Genomic DNA, 21,437 nt, shown 5'->3' on the forward strand with positions numbered 1-21,437 from the left:
CCATGGGTAAAGGATGTTAAAAAGTGTTCACCATGTCCCCGAACACCTGTCTACCATGTCCCCGGACCGTACACGGGGAGAGGGTTAGGGTGAGGGGGAAGGGGAATTTCGGACACGAGTTCATTCTGCATCACCGTGAAATCGACTAACATTATGCGGTACGGGGCCGTTCCGGCCGTGACTCCGATAACGCATTGAGGATTATCGAATGAAATGGAATGTTTTTCTGAAAGGGGCGCTGGTGGCTTCGTTGGTTATCGCTGCCGCTGGGTGCGATAACGCCAGCAAGCAGAACAAGGGCGTGGCATGGGTCAATGTCTCTCAGGCGATTAACGATTCGCCGCTGGCAGAGCAGGAAAAAACGCGTCTTGAGACGGTGAAAAATATTCTGCTGAAGGCGGAGCAGGACGCGAATAAAAGCTATGAGGGCATGGACAAAGCCAAAGCCGATCAGGCCAGAAGCTCGGACGCCATTACCATTAACCGGCAGTGGAATCTGGAACAGCGCGCGACGCGTACGGCCCTGGTGAACCAGGTGCGTAGCGCGGTTGAGGAAGTGCGTAAGAAGAACAACTACGCCGTTATCGTTGACGGCGGCGCGGTTCTGGCCGCCGACCCCGCCAGTGACGTGACCAAACAGGTCGTTGAATCACTAAAATCGGCGAAGGTCGACTTTGGTGAGCTGCCGACTATCACTATCAAAAACGCGCCGGACGGCAAGTAATCGCCTTGCGCCTTACACGGGCAGGTCGATCAGCAGCGCGCGCAGCCGGGTATCGGCCACCAGAGTGAGCTGCGACTCGTCGCGAATAAAGGCGCCATCGCCGCAGGTGAGCGCCTTTTTCTCTTCTTTGGGAGTGACGGCATGCAGAGTACCGTGAATCGATTGCAGATACGCCCGTGGCCCGTGTAACTGAAAGGCCTGGCTTTGGCCCGATTCCAGTTCGACATGATGCAGCCACAGCTGCTGGCGCAGCATCAGGCTGCCGTTCTGGCCGTCCGGTGACGCCAGCAACTGGCTGGGCTGGCCGTTGAGCGATACTTTCTGCCAGCGGGGATTTTCCCGCTGCGGGCAGGCATCAAACCATAGCTGCATACGCGTCAGGGATTGCGTTTTGCTCAGGTTATGTTCACTATAGCTGATGCCCGGCTGGGCAGAGATCAGCAGGGCTTCACCTGCGCTGACCTGAACGTGATTGCCCTCGCTGTCGCGATACTCCGTCTCGCCGTCGAGCACCAGATTCAGGATATCCACCCTGGGGTAGGTTCGTGGCTGAAAAGCGGCATCGGGAGCAAGTACCTCCTGGTTGAGTACCCGTAGCGACGCATAGCCCAGCAGGTCAGGATCGAAATAGTGGCCGAACGAAAACGTGTAGCGGGCCTGTAACCATCCATAGTCAGCTTTACCGCACTGTCCGGCTGTTCTTGGGGTAATCATAGACTTCTTGACCTCTTTTTACACTAAACCCATGGTAAGGATCTGGACGCTGCATTGTTAGCCAGTTAATCTGCTCGGTATGTTCAAATTTCCTGAATGAGAGCGGAAATGGCTAAAGACAGGGCGCTGACGCTGGAAGCGTTGCGGGTAATGGACGCGATCGACAGACGCGGCAGTTTTGCTGCGGCGGCGGATGAGCTGGGGCGGGTGCCTTCCGCCCTCAGTTACACCATGCAGAAGCTGGAGGAAGAGCTGGATGTGGTGCTGTTTGATCGTTCCGGCCACCGAACGAAATTCACCAATGTGGGACGCATGCTGCTGGAGCGTGGGCGCATGCTGCTGGAAGCGGCGGATAAGCTAACCACCGATGCCGAAGCGCTGGCCCGGGGCTGGGAAACCCATCTGACCATTGTGACTGAAGCGCTGGTGCCTGCCGCCACCTTTTTTCCGCTGGTGGAGCGGCTGGCGGAAAAAGCGGATACCCAACTGTCGATACTGACCGAAGTGCTGGCCGGCGCCTGGGAGCGGCTGGAGCAGGGGCGCGCCGATATCGTGGTCGCGCCGGATATGCACTTCCGGTCTTCATCGGAGATCAACTCGCGTAAGCTCTATTCGCTGAAAAACGTCTATGTGGCGGCGCCGGATCACCCTATCCATCAGGAGCCGGAACCGCTTTCCGAAGTGACCCGGGTGAAATACCGCGGCGTGGCGGTGGCGGATACCGCCCGCGAACGCCCGGTGTTGACCGTACAGCTGTTGGATAAGCAGCCGCGTCTGACCATCAGTTCTATGGAAAATAAACGCCAGGCGCTGCTGGCCGGACTGGGCGTGGCGACCATGCCCTGGCCGCTGGTGGAGCAGGACATCGCCGAGGGTCGGCTGCGGGTCGTTAGCCCGGAATCCACCTCGGAAGTGGATATTATTATGGCCTGGCGGCGGGACAGCATGGGGGAAGCCAAGGCCTGGTGTCTGCGGGAAATTCCTAAGCTGTTTAGCGGAAAGTAAAAAACGGCGGCGCACGCCGCCGTTATTGAAACCAGGTTACAGAGAAACGGTGGAAGAGGGCGGCTGCGCCCCTTCGTCTGCCAGCGGATCGGGGCCAAAGCGGTTCGCGCCCGGCGTACCGCGCAGGCAGCAGAATCCACCAGCCGGAGCGATCGGTGTCGTGCAGACGGCGGCACAGCACCGCCAGGCTCGGCAGCAGAATGCCCAGTGAATAGAGCGAAGACAGCACGCCGCTCTCTTTGTTTTCGCCGAAATGCCACCCCAGAATGCCGTCTACGATACCGAGCAAAATGGCGATAACGATGTTTATCAGCACGAACATCCAGTATTCTTTACGTCGCGCCCTGCCTTTAAATCCAACGTAATTCCTTAACACCTTCAGATACCATTCCATTTTTTATGCCTTGTTGGGGAGTTGAAGAGTCATTATAGCCATAATGGCCGCCAGCAAGAATACGGCGGCAGATTGCCGCCGGGGAAGGATTAACGGAAACGCTCGTCGCGACCGTGAGGTTCATTCAGATCCTGTTGCGGCCCGATAGAGATAATACCGGTCGGGTTAATGGTTTTATGGCTGCGGAAATAATGGTTGCGGATATGCTCCAGGTTGACCGTTTCCGCGATGCCAGGCATCTGATAGATATCACGCAGGAAGCCGTACAGATTCAGATAATCGCTGATGCGCTGGCGATCGCACTTAAAGTGAGTGACATACACCGGGTCGAAGCGCACCAGGGTGGTCCACAGGCGGATGTCTGCTTCGGTCAGTTGATGACCGGTCAGATAGCGATGCTGGCCCAGAATCTGCTCCAGCCGGGCCAGTGCGCTAAATAGCTGGCCGACCGCTTCATCGTACGCCTGCTGCGAGGTGGCGAAACCGGCTTTATAAACGCCGTTATTCACCGTGTTGTAGATCCAGTCGTTGAGTTCATCTATCTGAGTACGCTGTGCTGTGGGGTAATAGTCGCCGGCCCGGGCGCCCAGCGCGTCGAAGGCGCTGTTGAACATGCGGATAATTTCCGACGACTCATTGCTGACGATAGTTTGCTGTTTTTTATCCCACAGCACGGGTACCGTTACCCGCCCGCTGTAATGGGGATTAGCCTGGAGGTAAAGCTGGTACAGAAAGTCATGGCCGTTGAGCGTATCGCCGGTGGCGCCAGGAAAGTCATGTCCGAAGGTCCAGCCGTTTTCCAGCATCAGCGGATGCACAACTGAAACATCGATAAACGGCTCCAGCCCTTTCAGCTTGCGCATTATCAGCGTGCGATGGGCCCAGGGGCAGGCCAGGGAGACATAGAGATGATAGCGGCCTTTTTCGGCGACAAAACCGCCCTGGCCGGAAGGGCCGGGCGCGCCGTCCGGTGTGACCCAGTTGCGAAAAGCGGCAGCGGAGCGCTGAAAGCGTCCACCGGTGGATTTGGTGTCATACCATGCGTCCTGCCAGACGCCGTCAACAAGCAGTCCCATTATTCCTCCTGAAGCGCTGAATGTCCGGCGTGGGCCGCCGGACGTCATACAGTATAGAAAACTTACCAGTTTTTATTCAGTACGCGATCCAGGCTGATAGCGCCAGGGCCAAAGAGCGCCAGCAGCAGATAACCGCCCGCGATAGTGAAGTTTTTCATGAACATCAGCGAGTTAGTAGCATCTGCAAAGTTGCTGTGGAACAGGAACGCGGTCAGCAGCGTAAACAGAGCGGTAATCAGCGCCGTGGTTCGGGTCAGGAAGCCGAACAGAATCGCCAGACCGCCGCCAAACTCAAGCAGAATGGTAAGCGGCAACAGAAAGCCGGGAACGCCCATCGCCTCCATATACTGCTGCGTGCCGGAATAAGCAGTGATTTTTCCCCAACCGGCCACGATAAACAGAATCGGCATCAGAATACGTGCAACCAGAACACCAACATCTTCGAATTTTTTCATTTTGTTCACCTGAGAGACTCAAAAAAGCGATTTTGCTAATTTGTTGATTAATCAGAGGTTGATTCCTTTGTTATCGGTAACCCCCGTTGATGGACAGGATAATACGTCGGGCTATTCCCGATTGTTAGCAAGGAAAACTGTCAAAAAAATTCAAATTTTCTGAATGTGTCAGGGAAGAGGCCCTCTCCAGGGCGGAGAGGGCAGCAATGAGGGGGGATTAGCGCTTACGGCCGCCGAGCAGGCTTCCCAGCACGCCGCGCACTATCTGGCGGGTTATCTGGCGCGCCGCGCTTTTCGCCGCGGTCTGCACCATGCCGTCTTTCTTACCGCCGCGCGGGCCGGTGCTGCCGAACAGAATCTCTTTCAGTCCGCCCAGGATACCGTCATCTACATCCGCCTGTTTGCCTTTGGCGGGCGGCGCCTGCTCTTTATCAGTGGCGGCCTGCACGCCTTTTTGCAGCATTTCGTAAGCCGATTCGCGATCCTGAGCTTCATCATATTTGCCATACAGCGGGGAGTTATTGATAAGTCCGTTACGCTCGCTGCCATTGACCGGCCCCATTCTTGATGCCGGGGCGATGACCATAGCGCGCTCTACCACCGTTGGGCTGCCTTTCTCGTCCAGGAACGAGATCAGCGCTTCGCCGGTGCCCAGCGCCTGAATGGCCTCTTCGGTATTAAACGCCGGATTGGCGCGCATGGTCTGGGCCGCGGTTTTCACCGCTTTTTGATCTTTCGGGGTAAAGGCGCGTAGCGCATGCTGAACGCGGTTGCCGAGCTGGCCCAGCACGCTGTCCGGAATATCGGAAGGATTCTGGGAAACGAAGAAAATGCCCACCCCTTTAGAACGGATAAGACGCACCACCTGTTCGATTTTGTCCAGTAGTACCTGGGGCGCGTCGTCAAACAGCAGATGCGCTTCGTCGAAGAAGAATACCAGTTTGGGCTTGTCCAGATCGCCCGCTTCCGGCAGGCGCTCATAAAGCTCAGAGAGCATCCACAGCAGGCTGGCGGCATAGAGCTTCGGCATCTGGTACAGCTTTTCCGCCGCCAGAATATTGATGATGCCTTTGCCGTTTTCGTCGCTACGCATCCAGTCCTGAATATCGAGCATCGGTTCGCCGAAGAAGAAAGGCGCGCCTTCCTGCTCCAGCGCCAGCAGCCCGCGCTGAATGGCGCCTATCGAGGCGCTGCTGATATTGCCGTACTGATTCTGGAATGATTTGGCGTTATCGCCGATGTACTGGGTAATGGCGCGCAGATCTTTAAAGTCGAGCAGCAGCAGGCCCTGATCGTCCGCCACCCGGAAGATGATCTGCAGTACGCCGCTTTGCACCTCATTCAGTTTCAGCAAGCGGGCCAGCAGCAGCGGCCCCAGATCGGAAACGGTGGCCCGTAGCGGGTGCCCTTTTTCGCCAAAAATATCCCACAGCACCGTAGGGTTGCCGTGGGGCTGCCAGTCGGTTACGCCAATACTTTTCAGGCGTGCCTGGAGTTTTTCCGACGCTTCGCCTGGCATGGCGATGCCGGTCAGGTCGCCTTTAACATCGGCCATAAATACCGGTACGCCAATTTCCGAAAAAGATTCGGCCAGCTTTTGCAGGGTGACGGTCTTACCGGTGCCGGTAGCGCCGGTGATCAATCCATGGCGGTTGGCCATACCAGGCAGCAGGCACAGGGGCTTTTCGGTGGTTCTGGCTATCGTTAGTGGCGTACTCATTTATCTCATCCCTCAGTTAAACTTTGCTTACATCATAGTAATTATCAGAGAGTCAGTATATTCCTGAGAGTATTCAACACAACGTATCAGCGAGCTATGCTTGTGCTATGGCTTGCCGATTGATGGAACATCATGTCCGGATTCTTCTTTGATCAACGTGAACAACTGGTGGATGACGCTATTGAGGGCGTTATTCTCTCTTCTCCTCATCGTAATCTGACGCGACTGGATATCGAGCCGGGAATTCGGGTCGTGATGCGCAACGACTGGAACAAAAGCCGGGTGGCGGTGATTTCCGGCGGTGGTGCCGGCCACGAGCCGGCCGATGTGGGATTTGTGGGGCGCGGTATGCTCACCGCAGCGGTCTGCGGCGACCTGTTCGCCTCGCCCGGTGTGGATGCGATACTGAACGCCATTGTCGCGGTGACCGGCGATCGCGGCTGTCTGCTGATCGTCAAAAACTATACCGGGGATCGTCTGAACTTCGGACTGGCGGCGGAAAAAGCCAAGCGCTATGGCCTGAAGGTGGAGATGGTGGTGGTGGGCGATGATATCGCGCTGCCGGGCAATCAGCCGCGCGGTATCGCCGGTACTTCGCTGGTGCACAAGATTGCGGGCTATGCTGCCGAACAGGGGCGATCGCTGGAGGAAGTGCGGGAGCTTGCCCAGCAGGCCAGCGAAAACGTCTTCAGTCTTGGGGTCGCGCTGCGTAGCTGTAGCCTGCCGGACGGCGTGGAGGACGAATGGCGTATTCCTCCGGGTCAGGTGGAGATAGGGCTTGGCCTGCACGGCGAACCGGGGGCCCGAACCCTGAATACCCGCAACAGCCGCGCGCTGGTGGATCTGATGGTAGAGCAGCTCTGGCAGTACGCCGGAGGCGATGTGCGGCTGGCGCTGCTGGTCAACAACCTGGGCGGCACCTCGGAAATGGAGATGGCGCTGATTGTGAAGGCTCTGGCCCATTCCCGCCTGCGCGATCAGGTGGAGTTTATGATTGGCCCGGCGCCGCTGATGAGCGCGCTGGATATGAAGGGCTTTTCACTCTCGATCCTGCGCCTGAGCGATGCTTTTATCGATGCGCTTCAGGCGCCCTGTGAAACGCAGGGATGGCGCCCGCTGGTACCCTTTACGCCGATGAAAACGCAGCCCCAGCGTCCGGCTCACGATCGGGTCGACGCGCTGCCTTCTCACAATGAAGCGGTAGCGAGGCGAGTGGCGGCGCTGACGCTCGCGCTGGTGGAGATAGAAGCGGATCTGAACGCGCTGGACGCCCGGGTTGGAGACGGCAACACCGGCACGTCTTTCGCTCAGGGCGCACGGGATATTGCCCGGCTGCTGGGGCTGGGCGCCCTGCCGCTTAACGATCAGGCGGCGCTGCTGGCCTTCATTGGCGAGCGGCTGGCGACGGTGATGGGCGGCACCAGCGGCGGCCTGATGTCGATATTCTTTACTGCGGCTGGCCGCGCCCGGTTACAGGGGCAATCCCTGGAACAGGCGCTGCTGGTGGGGCTACAGCAGATTAAGCTCTACGGCGGCGCGGAGCCGGGCGATCGCACCCTGATCGATGCGCTACAACCGGCGCTGGAGGCGCTGGCGCAAGAGGGCATTGACGCCGCGGCCGAAGCGGCCAGCCGCGGTGCTGAAGAGACCGCCGTCATGAATAAAGCCAACGCCGGGCGTTCCGCGTATATCGCCAGCGAACGTCTGTCGGGCGTGAAAGATCCGGGCGCCGCGGCTGTTGCCACGGCGTTCGCCGCGCTGGCGGAAGTGGAACAGAAAATCGCCCGCCAGTAGTCATTCCCGGCCAAAGACAGCCGACCGTTTCAGGTCGGCTGCTGCGTGGTTAATCAACGGAAATCAGAAATCCGCCTTCAGCACCACGCGGTAGCGGGCCTTGCCGTCGCGCACGTGCTGCAGCGCTTCGTTCACCTTCGACATCGGGAACTCTTCGGTCTGGGGCACCACGTGCGCGCGGTTGGCGAGCCGCATCAGGGTGCGCAGCTCGGCCGGATTACCGGTGGCGGAACCGCTGATGCCGTGGTCGCCGCTAATCAGCGAGAACGCCGGAACCTCGAACGGCTTCATTACCGCGCCCACGGTGTGGAAGTTGCCGCCGGGGGCCAGCGCTTCGAACCAGGGCATCCAGTCCAGGCTGACGTTAACGGTGTTGATAATCAGATCGAACTGCCCGGCCAGCGCGCTCAGCTCCTGCGGATCGCGGCTGTTGACCACCCGATCGGCGCCCATATCCAGAATCTCCTGGGTCTTGGACGGATTAGAACTGAAGGCGGTGACTTCGGCGCCCATAGCGCGCAGCAGCTTGATAGCGATATGGCCCAGGCCGCCGATGCCAATCACCCCAACCCGGCTCATGGCGGTAATATGGTGAGTTAGTAGCGGCTTAAAGACGGTGATGCCGCCGCACAGCAGCGGGCCGGCGGTAGCGAAATCCATATCTTCCGGTAGCGGAATGACCCACTGCCAGTCGGCGCGAATTTTATCCGCGAAGCCGCCGCGGTTCATAATGGTTGGCACGCTGCCTTGCTGGCAGTTGATCTGGTTGCCGCTGATACAGGCGTCGCAGTGCTGGCAACTGCGGGCCGTCCAGCCAATGCCCACGCGCTGGCCGATCTTCAACCCTTTTTCCTGGGCCGCGTCGCCCAGCGCGCTGACCCGCCCGATAACTTCATGACCCGGCACCAGCGGATACTGCGAAAAGCCCCATTCGTTGTCGATCATCGACAGGTCGGAGTGGCAGACGCCGCAGTATTCAACGGTAACCTCAACATCCTCCGGCGCCAGCTCGCCTGCGTCGTACTCATACAGCTCAAGCTCAGCCCCGGCCTGCTGCGCCGCATAGCTCTTTATTATGGTCATGATGGATACCTTATTGGTTGTGACTTCGGAATCACAGTGTACTGCAAATATCCGGCGGACGGGTTTGCCGGATGTTTCATTAATATGCGATGTTTATCACATATTAATGTGAGGCCAGTGTTGCCTCTGTGGCGTGCAGGAAAGTGGCGCGATGGGCAACGCTGTGCCTGCGGCGGTCAGCCTTCCCGCCGCAGCAGCGCATTTAACCAGCGTTCGCTGCGTTCCGGGCGCAGATCCCGGGTCTGCCAGCATTCCTGCAGGGTGAGGTGGGGCAGGGGGGCGAGCAGGGCGCTGAGGCCAGGCTCATCGAGATCGGTAAAGCTGCGCCCGGCCTGATGGCGTTCTTCGCTGCCATATTTAAAGGAGAGATACCACGCCCCTCCGGGCTTCAGCGCCCTGGCCAGTCGCGCCATAACTGAAGGTAGCTCAGCCCGGGCCACGTGCAGCAGTGAAGCGCAGCACCAGATACCGTCATAGCTGCTTTCCGCCTCCAGCTCCTGAAAGCGCATTGCACGCACTTCCAGACCGCTATGGGCGCGGGCCAGGGCGACCAGATTCGGTGAGGCATCGAAGGCATCGACCCGATAACCCATTCGCCGGAAAGCCAGGGCATCACGCCCGGAGCCGCATCCGGCGTCCAGCACCCGGGCGCAGGGGGGCAGGCGTGCGGTAAACGGGCGATACAGCGACTCCATCTCTACCGCGACGGTATCGTCGAAAAAGCGCTGAGCGTGCTGCTGGTAGTACTCCTGGGTCATTACAGTGTTTCCTTTCCCCGTGGCGCTGGCCGCTGCCAGATATGAATCAGCGTTTCGATGGCCGTGTTCCACGCCCGCTGCAGGAAATGCAGCCGGGCGCTGGCTGTGGCGCCGGTTTGTCTGGCCAGGGTTTCGTGCAGCGGTAAATGGCTGTCGATAATATAGTCGTTGCGCTGGCGCAGTCGTTCCATCGCCCACAGCGGCGGCGCCAGCGCGAACTTACCGGCGCTGCCGCGATTGCAGTGGCGACAGGCCAGCACCAGATTCCAGACCCCGTCGATATTGGGCACTTTATCGCGCATGGCCCAGGGGATAACGTGATCGACATCGGCAAGATTCTCATCGCCGCTGTGCAGCGAAACAGGTGCGTCGCAGTAGAAGCAGCGCCCCTTCTGATAGCCGTTCAGGGCATCGCGGCAGCTGGTGATATTCACCCGCCGGGCGCTGGCCCTGTGGTACAGCATCCGGGTCTGCTCATCGTACTCTACGCCGATAAGCTGCCGCGAGATGCCCTGGGCCCAGGCCTGTTCCACCAGCCGCCAGCGCGCCTCGGTTTCCTGGGTCAGACTGTGGTACTGGGGGCGCTCCCCCAGCCGATAAAAGTTTTCCGTTAGCCGGATAGCGCCGTGGTTTTTGCGTTCGTCCACAAAAAAGCGGGTGGCGATCTCTTCCCGATTAACGATATGAAAGGCGTCGAGCACATTGGCGAACCCCAGCCGTACGGTCAGTTCGTTGAGCCTGTCCTGACTTATTTCCCCGCGATTAAACTGCTGGCAGGAGTCCTGAAAACGGCTGCGACCGGCGGTGCCCTGCTTTGGCGCGTGCCGCAGATGGCGGCAAAGATGCTGACTAAAGGGTTGGGCCAAATCCGCCAGTTGAATCAGATCGCTACCCGGCTGCCGTTGGCGGATATCGTACAGCGCCTGAGCCAGCGCAAACTTATAGGTAGCCGCGTTGCGCCCGAACAGAATCACCCCGCGCCAGTAGTTTTCCAGCGTTGGCTCGACCTGATAAAAGCGCATAGCGTGATCCTGTTCCGGGAAAGAAGGGCGGTGTGAAGTTAGTGAAACCGCTAACAGGATCAGATAACAAAGCGGGGCAAATGTAAACCGTTGCAGCGTGGTGGAATCGGGATCGGATTCTGAAAAGCGGGAGTGGCTATCAGGTAACGGGAAGGGAATAGTGGATAAGCCGCTGTTTTTTTCGGCAATCGACGATGCCAGGCTATCGCCTCGCTTGCATGGCGATCCCTGGCGGGTATAATGGCAGACGCTTACCGCAATCCCTTCTACAGTGCCGAAGTGGCGAAATCGGTAGACGCAGTTGATTCAAAATCAACCGTAGAAATACGTGCCGGTTCGAGTCCGGCCTTCGGCACCATACAAAGCTTTTTTCAAGTCTACTAACGTCTACTTTAGTCAATAAAAACAGTAAGTTAAGTTTGTTTCTGACTCAGCTTAGTCTGTTCACGTCTACTCACTTCTATCCACATATACCAACGAATGATGGTATAACTGGTGGTATCTTCGGTTCGATTGATTTTGATACCAACAGCGGAGGTATCAACTGATGGCACTCACTGATATCAAAGTTCGAACAACAAAACCTACCGACAAACCCTTCAAACTTACAGATGGGCAGGGTATGCACCTGCTGATCAACCCCAATGGTTCAAAATACTGGCGACTTCAATACCGTTTCGATGGCAAACAGAAAGTTTTAGCATTGGGTGTTTATCCAATGGTCTCTCTTGGTGAAGCTCGCAGGAAACGAGATGAGGCCAAAAAGTTGGTATCTGTTGGTATTGATCCTTCTGAGAAGAAAAAAGCCGACAAGATCGAGCAGAGCGAAGCTCTTACTTTTGAATCTGTTGCCAGAGACTGGCATAAGGCTTGTAAAAGGAAATGGTCAGATTCCCATAGCGAGAGAGTTCTAAAAAGCATGGAAGATGGTCTCTTTACTGCTATTGGTAAAAGAAAAATATCCGAGCTTAGTACCAGAGATCTTCTTGCCCCTATCAAGGCTGTTGAAGCTTCTGGGCGACTGGAAGTTGCTTCCCGCCTACAGCAAAGAACAACGGCAGTGATGCGATATGCTGTCCAGAACGGGCTGATAGATTACAACCCTGCTCAGGAGATGGCAGGAGCTATTGCCGTAGCCAAACGAACCCACAGGCCAGCTTTGCCATTTGAACGATTCTCAGAACTCTTAGAGCGAATTGATAACTTCAAAGGTAGGAAACTCACGAAGTTAGCCGTAAAGCTGACATTGCTCATTTTCATTCGTTCCAGTGAACTCAGATTCGCAAGATGGTCGGAGATCGACTTTGAAAATGCGATGTGGACTATCCCTGGAGAACGCGAGCCATTGCCAGGGGTCAAACATTCGCACCGTGGTTCGAAAATGCGAACTCCACATCTGGTTCCTTTGAGTTGTCAGGCATTGGCTGTGCTGACAGAAATCAAAGAGATCAGTGGTGACCATGAACTCGTGTTTATTGGCGATCATAATTTCCGCAAACCTATGAGCGAGAATACAGTTAATAAAGCTTTGCGAGCTATGGGCTACGACACTACTGTTGAAGTCTGTGGACATGGATTCAGGGCTATGGCTTGTAGTGCCTTGATTGAATCCGGCTTGTGGTCGAAAGATGCTGTTGAACGGCAAATGAGCCATCAGGAGCGGAACTCAGTTCGTGCTGCCTACATACATAAAGCAGAGCACCTTGATGAGAGAAAGCTTATGTTGCAGTGGTGGGCCGATTACCTTGACCTCCTTAGAATACGACAAGTTTCACCATTTGATTTTAAAAAGACTTAACTATGAATAAGTAGTTAATTAATCGTTCTCCCTTATCAACCTTGTTAAGGGAGAATTAATTCAAATAAGCAGTGTTAACTCATTCAAGCTTTGAATACAGTGGAGGGATTAATGAAAGTAGTAAGCCCTTATGAAGAATTAAAAAGCTGGTTTAGTCTCGAAAACTATGAGCAGTTAAAATCACTAACAATCAAAGAACTGCATACTGAGCTTGCCTTTAGAGAAGCGATTTTCGACAGTGTAAATTTTGGATGGGAAGATGATAATCAAAATTTAAGGTCTATCCTTGAAGGTAATCCTATTTTAAGCAGACAAGATAATAATCATGGCCATTTTGGCAAGGGCCAAAGACATGTTGCTCAGGTTAGCTTTGGTGATATAAAAAAATTAGAGAACAAGTTAATGATGTTTAGCATGGATTTTTTTGAAGAAAATGGCGATTTCAAAAAAGAATTGAAAAAGAAACCAATAACAAAAACTATGAGAGACTTTTTTTTGAACCAAAATAGCAGCAAGATGTATGTTTCATTTGATTTAGGAATGTCCAGCGATGAAGAAATTATAACAGCCTTACAAACGATGCTACCCATTCTCAGGAAAGAATATGAAATTGAGCCAGTCAAAACAGAAAAAATTGGACTGGCAAAGATAAGAAAACTTGTCGATTACAATATTATCCCAATGATGGATCTATTGATTTGGGCAAAATTTAAAAAAGTAAAAATCTCAAATATGGTCTTGTCTCGTGTCTTGTATCCCGACTTTACAAGTGAGATCAGAGGAGAAGATCACATTAAAGATACAGACAGACCCGTTGCAGAGAGGTCATTGAATGGAGAAACAACCCGTAGTCTCGAATACTTTATCAGCAAAAACAGCCATCTTCTCAACATACCGATTTCAGAACTCGGCTCTTTCTAGTTGTAAATCAGCATGTTAATTGTCAAGGGGAAGGTGATAATATTTTTCTTCCCCGGAATTTCCTTTCATTCTTCCCTCATCTAACTTTTCAGTTATCAGCATTCCCTTCATAGATACAAATCTGTGTGGCTAATATCTCTGTAACGGAAACGGAGGAGACAGCCAAATGAATACAATCAATCAAAGCTTAATTCGTTTACCAGAAGTCTTGAAACGAACTGGTTTCGGCAAAGCCTGGATCTATCGTCTGATCAGTGAAGGTCGGTTTCCGGCACCAGTGAAGATCGGTGTTCGTGCCGTTGCTTTTGTCGAGAGTGAAGTTGACGAGTGGATTCAATCAGTTATCGAAACAAGTCGAAATAATGTTGCTTAGTTAATTTGGGGAGACATGTTATGAATATCGAAGAATTTGTGAGTGAAGATAACCATATGTGTAATCTGGGTCAGGACCTTTTTTTTGAAATTTTCGAACCCGGAGCGATTTACGATTTACCTGATAATGAGTTTAACAGAAAGATTGTTTACTGGTTAAGCCAGTATTTAGTGGGGAATCTAAGAGAACCGTTAGATTCGATCTCTGAGCTTAATATTTTCGAACAGTTTTATGTTTATGAGACATGGTTCTCGCTAATTAAATGCCCTGATGAAATTAGGAATTTATCGAAACGGATAATTCGATATCAGATTGGGCTGAAAACTCTTTTATAAAAATGTAAAGTTTGGCCCCATATTTTGGCATAAAACCTTACAAAATAACTTACATTATTTTGGTTGCCGTTTATTAGCAAGGCAGTGAGATAGTTTTCGAAGTATTAGGTGTACATAATATTAACTAGATCTACCAGATGATAATTTGACAGGAATAATCGTCTATCTCACTGTTTTAATTTAAATAAATATCTTAATCGATCCAAATAAATTTGTAAATCTACGAAATGCTTATTATTAATATATTGGAATTATACTTTTTGTAAGGTTTAGGAGGAAAATATGAGCAGTATTTGTGTAGATTCGTTTATGTTGGAAAATGGTGAGAGGTATTGCCATGTTGTAAATAAAAAAACTGGTGAGCCATTGTATTATCCAAATTTGTATATAACAACACAAGTCAGAAATCGGTCAGAGTCTATATCAACAATGAAAGTTATTGCCAGCAGCATTTCATTGTTATATCGATTCTTTATGAGGAAAGAGATCAATATTGATGAAAGAATTCAGAAAAGGATATTTCTGGCTCCTCATGAAATTGATGATTTGATTGAGTTTACTTCATTCAATTTTAAAAGTGGTGGAGATAATGATTTTTACGTTTCAAATGTCAAAAAACCAACTAAGTATTTTCGGATTACAACAATAGCTAACTATCTGGAATGGCTATGTAAAATACTTCTTTCTCATACAAATCAGAAAGATACAATCAAACAGATACTTGTTTTCATCAACAATATAAAAAGAAAGAAACCAAGAAACAATGACAAATATGTTATGGATATCGAAAAGAGCTTAGACAAAGCTCAACTGGATACTTTGTTTAGCATTCTTTCGCCAGGAAGTAACTTGAACCCGTTTACGGAAATAGTACAAAAAAGAAATAACCTAATATTCCTATTATTACATTGCTTTGGCATGAGAGCCGGTGAACTTTTGAATCTGCGAATTGGTGACATAGATTTTGCAGAATCAACAATAGCAATAAGGAGGAGAGCAAATGATAAAACAGATCCGCGAGTTTATCAGCCATTAGTGAAGACTTGTGAGAGGAAGTTAATTGCTGATGCGAACCTTATATATGAAATTTCAGATTATATCTTGAATGATCGTAGGAAAGTCCAAAATGCTAATAAGCATGACTTTCTATTTATTACCTATAAGGAAGGGAAGACTCAAGGGCAACCGCTGTCATTTTCTTCATACCATAAGATAGTGAGTGTTGTTCGTCAATCATCCTCGCTTCTAAGTGGATTAACAGGCCATAAATTACGACACACATGGAATTATGAGTTCTCGAAAACAATAGATAAGGCCAAGGACATATCCGATGAAAAAGAGCAACAAATCCGTTCTTATCTAATGGGATGGATACCAGGTTCAGACACTTCAATAATCTATAATCGCAGGCATATTTTTGAGCTATCGAAAAAAACTGCACTTGAGCAGCAAGAGCAGCTATTCAAAGGAGGATTTGATGAATAATTTAATTAAACAAAGCTCTGATAAAATGTCAATTCATGAACAAAAAATCGTCACTTTGATTGAGAGCCATGGAATCAATATTAGAGACTTGATATGTGTTATGAACAAAAGTTTGGTTTGTGGATTTGTGAATACATTACAGTATTATTTTTGTAGTAAAAGCCATTTGTATGTAAAAACAATAGTTAAAAATATGAAGAAGTTTATTAAAAATGTTTCTCCTAATTACATTGATGATAAAGTAATAATCCAATATCAAAATATGCAATCAGCAAATAAACCATCATATTTGCGAGGTTTACGGCCATTTTTTACTAAATGGTTTGAATTAGGATACCCCGGAATAGATGAAAGTGCTGTTGAAATAGCAAAGCATTTTGACCTAAAAATAAAAAAAACTGGTAAACCTATATTACAAGATGATCCAACTGTGGGTCCACTGACTAAAGAGGAACACACTTCCTTGATCAAGGCTATGAGTCACGCATATAGCATAGGTGAACTGTCACTGTCAGATTATGCGATATCGCTATTAATAAGTCTTACCGGCAGAAGACCTCAGCAGTTAGTTATGTTGAAATATAAAGACCTTCTTCAAAAGAACTTAGATAATGGTAAAGTAGAATATTTAATTTCAGTACCACGGGTTAAACAAAGGGGTAAACAACTACAATATCGAGAACTACCAATAATCTCAGAGGTTGCATCAATTGTTCAACTTCAAGCTAATCATTCCGTGAGGCTTGTTGAGCAAAACCTTGGCAAAACCCTTGATGATCATGCTAAAGGCAAGGTTCCAGTTTTCTTGAACGAGGAAAAACTGCTTGATTTAGCCGTAATAGATTTTAACTTCCTGGAATCTAATAAAATATATGCAAAACCAACAATTGCTAATCGGGCATTAAAGAATATTGTTAATACTGTGAACTTAATTTCAAATCGTACAGGTTCTCTACTCAATGCTACTCCTCGCAGGCTTCGTTATACAATAGCAACTATGCTGGCTAAGGATGGTCATAATGCCAATACTATAGCTGAATTGTTGGATCATTCTTCTACTTCAAGTACGGGAATTTATATTAAAAATCTTGCTGAGAGTGTTGAAAGGATTGATTCCGCTGTTTCAGAACAATTGTCATTTGTCGCTGAAATTTTTATGAATGGAATAAAATCAAAAGAGATGATGAATTTCAAGTTTTGCTCCTCTAGAAAATGCCAAAGTCAGAATTTAAATGTAAATTTTCCTTGTAATGAATGTGCTTTCTTTATGCCAGTTGATATTGACGAGGTAAATCCCCGATGAACAATATTATTTTATTTAAATCTAAAAAACAACTTACGGCTGAAAACAATTATAATGAATTCATAAATTTTTGTCGCTATCAACTATCAGGGCTCACCCAAACTCAGGATTGGGAACAATATGTCTGGAAAGGGTATGTAACCTTTAGAAAGATAGGGGTTGGACATAAAGCATTTAACTCCAAAGATGCAATGCATGAAGATTTCCTCGATTTTGCAAAAGCATATATCAGATATCAACACTCATTGAAACCCTTGAAAAATTATGGGGCAACAATGATGGCTTTGAGATGTCTCGAACAGGCTCTTTTGCAGGTTCTGAACAGTGGTCTCATTTATAATGTTACAGCCGTTGTTTTTGATGAGGCAATGCAAATCGGAAGCAAATATTTTGAAGGTAATGTTCTCGCTCAATGTGGGATACAGCTTGAAAAAATATCAAAATTTCTATGTGAACATAACCTTGTGAAATCAGGATACATATCCTGGAAAAACCACGTGAAGCAGAAGGTCAAAAACAACTATCTTCCTGAGATTGAGGACTATCACAGAAACGATAAGTTACCCGATGAAGCAGCATTACTTGCTATTGCTGATATTTTTTCTAAAAATGATGAGCTACTGAGTCCAAGGGATAAATTCACCAGTTCAGTATTTGCACTTCTGCTTTGTTGTCCGAGCAGAATTTCTGAGATTTTAGCCTTACCTGCTGATTGTGAGATTACACAAAAAGATGAGAAGGGTGTCGAAAGATATGGTCTGAGATTCTATTCGGTTAAGGGGTATGGCCCTAATATCAAGTGGATTCCACAGGTTATGATACCAGTTGCGAAGAAAGCGATTAGAAGATTGCTTTCCTTATCACAAAATGCAAGGGCGTTTGCTCAATGGTGCGAAAAATATCCTGATAAATTTTACCAACATGAACTTTGCCCAAAAGTTGATGAAAAATCAAAGTTGACAGTTATACAGGTTTGTCATGCACTTGGCTACCCTTTACATGATCACAAATCTTGCGTTCTAAAAATCAAAAAGACAAGTCTGGATGGTAGGAAAAGTTTCTTAAACCCCAATGATTATATCTATTCATTGAATGAGTTATGGGAAATGATTATCTCTGGTTTTAGTAAAGACTTTCCTTGGTATGATGAAGAAAAATCTATAAGATTTAGTAATGCATTATGTTTATTGAATCCTCGCCAATTTTCTTTATCCCAAATGAGCGATATCTATTCATTTTATAAACCTACTAAAGGATTCTTTTTTAAAGACATACAAGATAAAACAAGTAATGAGTCTGGATTTAAAAATATTTTCGCCCGATACGGATATTATGATATTGAAGGAAAACCACTACTTATTCGGTCGCACCAACCACGGCACCTATTAAATACAATAGCCCATTATGGTGAAATGTCTGAGCTTGATATAGCTAAATGGTCTGGTCGTATCAATGTGAATCAAAACAGAGTTTATAACCATGTGTCGGAAGAAGATATGTTAGATAAAATTAAAGCTATTAAATTGAACAAGAGTAATTATTGTAAAAGGGAGTTAATTCCCTCAAATGAATCGACAGTTGACTTTGATAACCTTTATCAAGGGGCAATTCACTTAACAGAGTTTGGTTACTGTGTGCATAACTATTTAGTTCGTCCTTGTACTAAAATCAATGAATTTATAGAATATGATAATGAAACACTGGACATGAAATCAGTAGATAAAATTAGACTTGAATCTATCCGCGAAAAAGTAACAAAACTGAAGAGTATAACGCAGACCGCTTATGAAAATGGTGATTATGGTGCAGACAAATGGCTGCAACACCATGAAAAAAATCTGGAAAGAATTAATAAGCTTTTGAATAATTAAAACAGGAGATGCATATGGCAAAACATTTAAACAGGAGTGAAATAAAAGCAATTACACACATGATACTGACTTGGGACGGCAAAATCACATGGAGTGATTTATGCGAATCAGTTTATAAGAATTTAAACAGAACTATTACAAGGCAATCTTTAAGTGCTCATGATGAAGTTGTTGAAGCATATAGAACAAAGAAAAATTTGTCTAATTTGAAAAAATCTGGCCTTAAAAAGCCAGCTAACTTAACGATTGCGGCACAACAAATAATAAATCTTAAAGCCGAAAATGAAATGTTGAAAAAACAGAACAATAGATACAAAGAGCAGTTTAGCTATTGGCAGTATAATGCTTATAGACATGGTCTCACTATGGAACAATTGAATAGACCATTTAATAAAAAATAATAGTTGATAGGTTACACCTATTGACAAGTTAAATAAATACGATAAATATAAATATATGGTCAGGATGACTATTTCAATTATGCAAGGATGCATTTTATGGACAAAAACATCATCAATTCAGAGTTTACTCTGGAAGAGCAACTTATCATTATAATTGATAAATATATCTCAAAACGGTACCAGCCCGGAGATAAAAGTTTCTCATATCAACTTTACCTAATTTTTGTGGGATACCATTTAAAATATTTCTACCCTAAAAGGATTTATTCCAAATCCAATCGTAATATTGATAACATAATGACTATGTTTAGCTCGGTATACAAAAGTCTGACAAGCAATCTTCTACAACGATTAAATAACAAAGAAGGAGTTATTAGGGAACTAAACTCGCTTGTTAATTACATAGATAACAATCAAGAAATAGCAGAGGAAATCTATGCTACTGTCAGAGCACAATATGAAATGAAAGTAATTGAGAAAGAGTTAACCCATGAAGTTCGCGTAAGAACCGTCAGGTTATAGGCAATAAAAAGCCCCTAAGCAGGGGCTAAAAAAAGACTTAGTGATACAGGCTACTACTGAACTTCTTTCCAGATACCATCTGCTTTCACAAGCTTAATAGGCTTTGTCTGTTTCATATTACTAATAGAGGCATCGACAATGCAGTTATAAACATTGTTTGCTTCTTCTGTGCAGCTAACTTTCTTCACATAATCGATTCTTAAAAGATCCTTTTCTGAAACTCTTGAATCAAAAGCTTTCATACTGGCATTTGATTTATCTACAACACTTTTGAAAGCATTGTATATATCGTCTTGCGATGGTTCACTGTTACATGCGGTTAGAAGAAATGAGGTAAGAATAACTGTGAGGATTGAGTATATTTTCATTTTCTTATCCAAAAATAATTAATTAAGAATACCAGTTTTGGTGTTGTTGTTATCAGAGGAGAAAGTCCATTTACTTACGGTCTCTCCCTTGAAGTCGATCTCAAGAGTTTTAGACTGAGTCTGAGAACCGCCAGTAAACAGCCCCACAACAGGAATGAAAGTCGTTGCATTGAACTGATTGTTAGACATGAAATATTTCCATTGCTCATTTCCGTCATCGAGTGTGGTTCTTGTATCAGGCTCACCTAACTTAGTGAGTAATTCAGTCTTAGTTGTTTTGTTTTTAATGATCTTTGACTGGAGGCTTTGAGGTGTTTCGTTTTTAAGGTTCTGGTTCCCTGATGTTGAACAGCCAGAAAGCAGAAAGACAATAATAAAAAAAGAGGACGTTATAAATCGGTTCATTTACTTTCTCATTTTATGTTTGCGGTTGTGTGAAATTAATTTCACCGTATAAAAACAACTCTGTCTGCATACATTCTTTTGATTTTATAGATAAGAATAATGATGCTTACGAAAAACGTAATGACTGATACAAGAGTGCTGCCGGTCCACGAAAATGCTAACCACGCGAGACCAAATGCCACGAATTGAAACAGGAATGCCACACTGAGCGGGCTTTCACCGTAAGCGACCTTTGCATGACAGCCTTTGCAAATCCGCACACCATGAGGACTTTGTGTAAAGCAGAACGGGCACTTTATTGTTTCGTTTTCCATAGCTATCCCAATCTGGAAGATTAAATGGTGCGTTTACAGAGATTCTCGATGACCGACTCGCTTTAGTAAAATTGCTTGTACCGATCGATGGTTGTTACTTGATAGGTGTTATATATCATAACTAGTTTATCGATCTGTAATAACGATCAATATTTTCTTGACTAAACACAAATCTATTACTAGAGAATAGAGTGTGGTTACGAAAGGTGTTTACAACTAGCTGTCTATAAACGAATTTTTCTCGCCTTGTTTAAAGGTTGGATTACATGAATTTTTGAGAGGTGTGTGTGGGTTTTGTGAAGAATGGACTTCCCATAGCTTCTGAGAAGCTCTGCGAGCCTTCTGAGAAATGGAATCCAGCCGATAAGCCTGAGATGCTTTTGCTGTTGTACTGAGTTTTTTTGAAGAATCTTTTCTACGATTTCGTTTCTTCTGTCTTCTTTGAGTCGTAGTTCGAGTTCAGCAATTTTTTCACTGATACTTTCCTTTCTCTCAGTGTTTTTCAAAACTGTTGCAGGAGCAGGAGCAGGAGCAGGAGCAGGAGCAGGAGCAGGAGCAGGAGCAGGAGCAGGAGCAGGAGCAGGAGCAGGAGCAGG

Annotated in this window: 22 protein-coding genes, 1 tRNA gene and 2 pseudogenes; 13 read left to right on the forward strand and 12 right to left on the reverse strand. The window is 47.8% G+C overall.

Annotation, left to right across the window (positions count from 1 at the left end; genetic code table 11):
- Positions 1 to 208: 208 nt before the first annotated feature.
- Positions 209 to 724 carry an OmpH family outer membrane protein gene (locus tag V3W49_RS21315; RefSeq protein ID WP_500147984.1) on the forward strand — a complete coding sequence of 172 codons (516 nt, stop codon included), beginning with the start codon at positions 209 to 211 and terminating at the stop codon, positions 722 to 724.
- 12 nt (positions 725 to 736) lie between these two features.
- Here V3W49_RS21315 and V3W49_RS21320 read toward each other — a convergent pair whose 3' ends face one another.
- Positions 737 to 1,438, reverse strand: coding sequence for a pirin family protein (locus V3W49_RS21320; protein ID WP_500147985.1), 702 nt, complete (start codon positions 1,436 to 1,438; stop codon positions 737 to 739).
- A 108-nt stretch (positions 1,439 to 1,546) separates the two neighbouring features.
- On the opposite strand from V3W49_RS21320, the gene V3W49_RS21325 reads away from it, so the two are divergent.
- Positions 1,547 to 2,443 (forward strand): LysR family transcriptional regulator, encoded by an 897-nt coding sequence (locus tag V3W49_RS21325; protein WP_500147986.1) that lies wholly within the window; start codon positions 1,547 to 1,549, stop codon positions 2,441 to 2,443.
- Between the two features lie 36 nt (positions 2,444 to 2,479).
- Here the strand turns inward: V3W49_RS21325 and V3W49_RS21330 are convergent.
- The 4 genes and pseudogenes from V3W49_RS21330 to V3W49_RS21345 form a co-directional block, all read right to left on the reverse strand.
- Positions 2,480 to 2,837, reverse strand: a pseudogene (locus V3W49_RS21330) (DUF805 domain-containing protein).
- 89 nt (positions 2,838 to 2,926) lie between these two features.
- Positions 2,927 to 3,913 carry a glutathione S-transferase family protein gene (locus V3W49_RS21335; RefSeq protein WP_500147987.1) on the reverse strand — a complete coding sequence of 329 codons (987 nt, stop codon included), beginning with the start codon at positions 3,911 to 3,913 and terminating at the stop codon, positions 2,927 to 2,929.
- A gap of 62 nt (positions 3,914 to 3,975) precedes the next feature.
- Positions 3,976 to 4,368 carry a DoxX family protein gene (locus V3W49_RS21340; RefSeq protein ID WP_500147988.1) on the reverse strand — a complete coding sequence of 131 codons (393 nt, stop codon included), beginning with the start codon at positions 4,366 to 4,368 and terminating at the stop codon, positions 3,976 to 3,978.
- Between the two features lie 217 nt (positions 4,369 to 4,585).
- Entirely contained in the window at positions 4,586 to 6,088 is a 1,503-nt protein-coding gene (locus V3W49_RS21345; RefSeq protein WP_500147989.1) for a helicase HerA-like C-terminal domain-containing protein, read from the reverse strand.
- Between the two features lie 132 nt (positions 6,089 to 6,220).
- On the opposite strand from V3W49_RS21345, the gene V3W49_RS21350 reads away from it, so the two are divergent.
- Positions 6,221 to 7,882: a dihydroxyacetone kinase subunit DhaK gene (locus tag V3W49_RS21350; RefSeq protein WP_500147990.1), complete on the forward strand. Its 1,662-nt coding sequence runs from the start codon at positions 6,221 to 6,223 to the stop codon at positions 7,880 to 7,882.
- A gap of 63 nt (positions 7,883 to 7,945) precedes the next feature.
- Here V3W49_RS21350 and ahr read toward each other — a convergent pair whose 3' ends face one another.
- The 3 genes from ahr to V3W49_RS21365 form a co-directional block, all read right to left on the reverse strand.
- A complete protein-coding gene (gene ahr, locus V3W49_RS21355; RefSeq protein ID WP_500147991.1) occupies positions 7,946 to 8,965 on the reverse strand; it encodes an NADPH-dependent aldehyde reductase Ahr in 1,020 nt (339 codons plus the stop codon).
- A 176-nt stretch (positions 8,966 to 9,141) separates the two neighbouring features.
- Positions 9,142 to 9,723: a class I SAM-dependent methyltransferase gene (locus V3W49_RS21360; protein WP_500147992.1), complete on the reverse strand. Its 582-nt coding sequence runs from the start codon at positions 9,721 to 9,723 to the stop codon at positions 9,142 to 9,144.
- Positions 9,723 to 10,745 carry an HNH endonuclease gene (locus tag V3W49_RS21365; protein WP_500147993.1) on the reverse strand — a complete coding sequence of 341 codons (1,023 nt, stop codon included), beginning with the start codon at positions 10,743 to 10,745 and terminating at the stop codon, positions 9,723 to 9,725. The genes V3W49_RS21360 and V3W49_RS21365 overlap by 1 nt, the downstream gene beginning before the upstream one ends.
- Positions 10,746 to 11,018: 273 nt before the next feature.
- On the opposite strand from V3W49_RS21365, the gene V3W49_RS21370 reads away from it, so the two are divergent.
- The 10 genes from V3W49_RS21370 to V3W49_RS21415 all read left to right on the forward strand — a co-directional run bounded on the left by V3W49_RS21370 (position 11,019) and on the right by V3W49_RS21415 (position 19,754).
- A tRNA-Leu gene (locus tag V3W49_RS21370) sits at positions 11,019 to 11,103 on the forward strand.
- A gap of 189 nt (positions 11,104 to 11,292) precedes the next feature.
- Positions 11,293 to 12,543 carry a tyrosine-type recombinase/integrase gene (locus tag V3W49_RS21375; RefSeq protein WP_125371861.1) on the forward strand — a complete coding sequence of 417 codons (1,251 nt, stop codon included), beginning with the start codon at positions 11,293 to 11,295 and terminating at the stop codon, positions 12,541 to 12,543.
- A gap of 111 nt (positions 12,544 to 12,654) precedes the next feature.
- Complete coding sequence (locus V3W49_RS21380; protein ID WP_125371862.1) at positions 12,655 to 13,464, forward strand: DUF6387 family protein; 810 nt, start codon at positions 12,655 to 12,657, stop codon at positions 13,462 to 13,464.
- Between the two features lie 166 nt (positions 13,465 to 13,630).
- The gene (locus V3W49_RS21385) at positions 13,631 to 13,837 is read left to right on the forward strand and encodes a helix-turn-helix transcriptional regulator (RefSeq protein ID WP_001092369.1); all 207 of its coding nucleotides are present in this window, start codon (positions 13,631 to 13,633) and stop codon (positions 13,835 to 13,837) included.
- A 20-nt stretch (positions 13,838 to 13,857) separates the two neighbouring features.
- Positions 13,858 to 14,172 (forward strand): hypothetical protein, encoded by a 315-nt coding sequence (locus V3W49_RS21390; RefSeq protein ID WP_096198660.1) that lies wholly within the window; start codon positions 13,858 to 13,860, stop codon positions 14,170 to 14,172.
- A 282-nt stretch (positions 14,173 to 14,454) separates the two neighbouring features.
- A complete protein-coding gene (locus V3W49_RS21395) occupies positions 14,455 to 15,657 on the forward strand; it encodes a tyrosine-type recombinase/integrase (protein ID WP_125371864.1) in 1,203 nt (400 codons plus the stop codon).
- The gene (locus V3W49_RS21400) at positions 15,650 to 16,960 is read left to right on the forward strand and encodes a site-specific integrase (protein WP_125371866.1); all 1,311 of its coding nucleotides are present in this window, start codon (positions 15,650 to 15,652) and stop codon (positions 16,958 to 16,960) included. The genes V3W49_RS21395 and V3W49_RS21400 overlap by 8 nt, the downstream gene beginning before the upstream one ends.
- Positions 16,957 to 18,831 (forward strand): DNA-binding protein, encoded by a 1,875-nt coding sequence (locus V3W49_RS21405; protein ID WP_125371868.1) that lies wholly within the window; start codon positions 16,957 to 16,959, stop codon positions 18,829 to 18,831. Before V3W49_RS21400 ends, V3W49_RS21405 begins: the two co-directional genes overlap by 4 nt.
- 14 nt (positions 18,832 to 18,845) lie before the next feature.
- On the forward strand, positions 18,846 to 19,232 hold the full coding sequence (locus V3W49_RS21410; RefSeq protein ID WP_125371870.1) for a hypothetical protein: 387 nt from the start codon (positions 18,846 to 18,848) through the stop codon (positions 19,230 to 19,232).
- A 96-nt stretch (positions 19,233 to 19,328) separates the two neighbouring features.
- Positions 19,329 to 19,754: a hypothetical protein gene (locus V3W49_RS21415; protein ID WP_333003613.1), complete on the forward strand. Its 426-nt coding sequence runs from the start codon at positions 19,329 to 19,331 to the stop codon at positions 19,752 to 19,754.
- Between the two features lie 53 nt (positions 19,755 to 19,807).
- Here the strand turns inward: V3W49_RS21415 and V3W49_RS21420 are convergent, their stop codons facing one another.
- The 4 genes and pseudogenes from V3W49_RS21420 to V3W49_RS21435 all read right to left on the reverse strand — a co-directional run.
- On the reverse strand, positions 19,808 to 20,122 hold the full coding sequence (locus V3W49_RS21420; protein ID WP_077577637.1) for a cell wall-binding protein: 315 nt from the start codon (positions 20,120 to 20,122) through the stop codon (positions 19,808 to 19,810).
- 18 nt (positions 20,123 to 20,140) lie between these two features.
- Positions 20,141 to 20,527, reverse strand: a complete 387-nt coding sequence (locus tag V3W49_RS21425; RefSeq protein WP_001078959.1) for an SEN1984 family lipoprotein — start codon at positions 20,525 to 20,527, stop codon at positions 20,141 to 20,143.
- A gap of 41 nt (positions 20,528 to 20,568) precedes the next feature.
- Complete coding sequence (locus tag V3W49_RS21430) at positions 20,569 to 20,841, reverse strand: hypothetical protein (RefSeq protein ID WP_007666384.1); 273 nt, start codon at positions 20,839 to 20,841, stop codon at positions 20,569 to 20,571.
- Positions 20,842 to 21,065: 224 nt separating this feature from the next.
- Positions 21,066 to 21,437 (reverse strand): annotated as a pseudogene (locus V3W49_RS21435) (relaxase/mobilization nuclease domain-containing protein); the annotation flags it as partial.

The sequence above is a fragment of the Rosenbergiella sp. YN46 genome (assembly GCF_036620675.1).
Lineage (GTDB): Bacteria > Pseudomonadota > Gammaproteobacteria > Enterobacterales > Enterobacteriaceae > Jejubacter.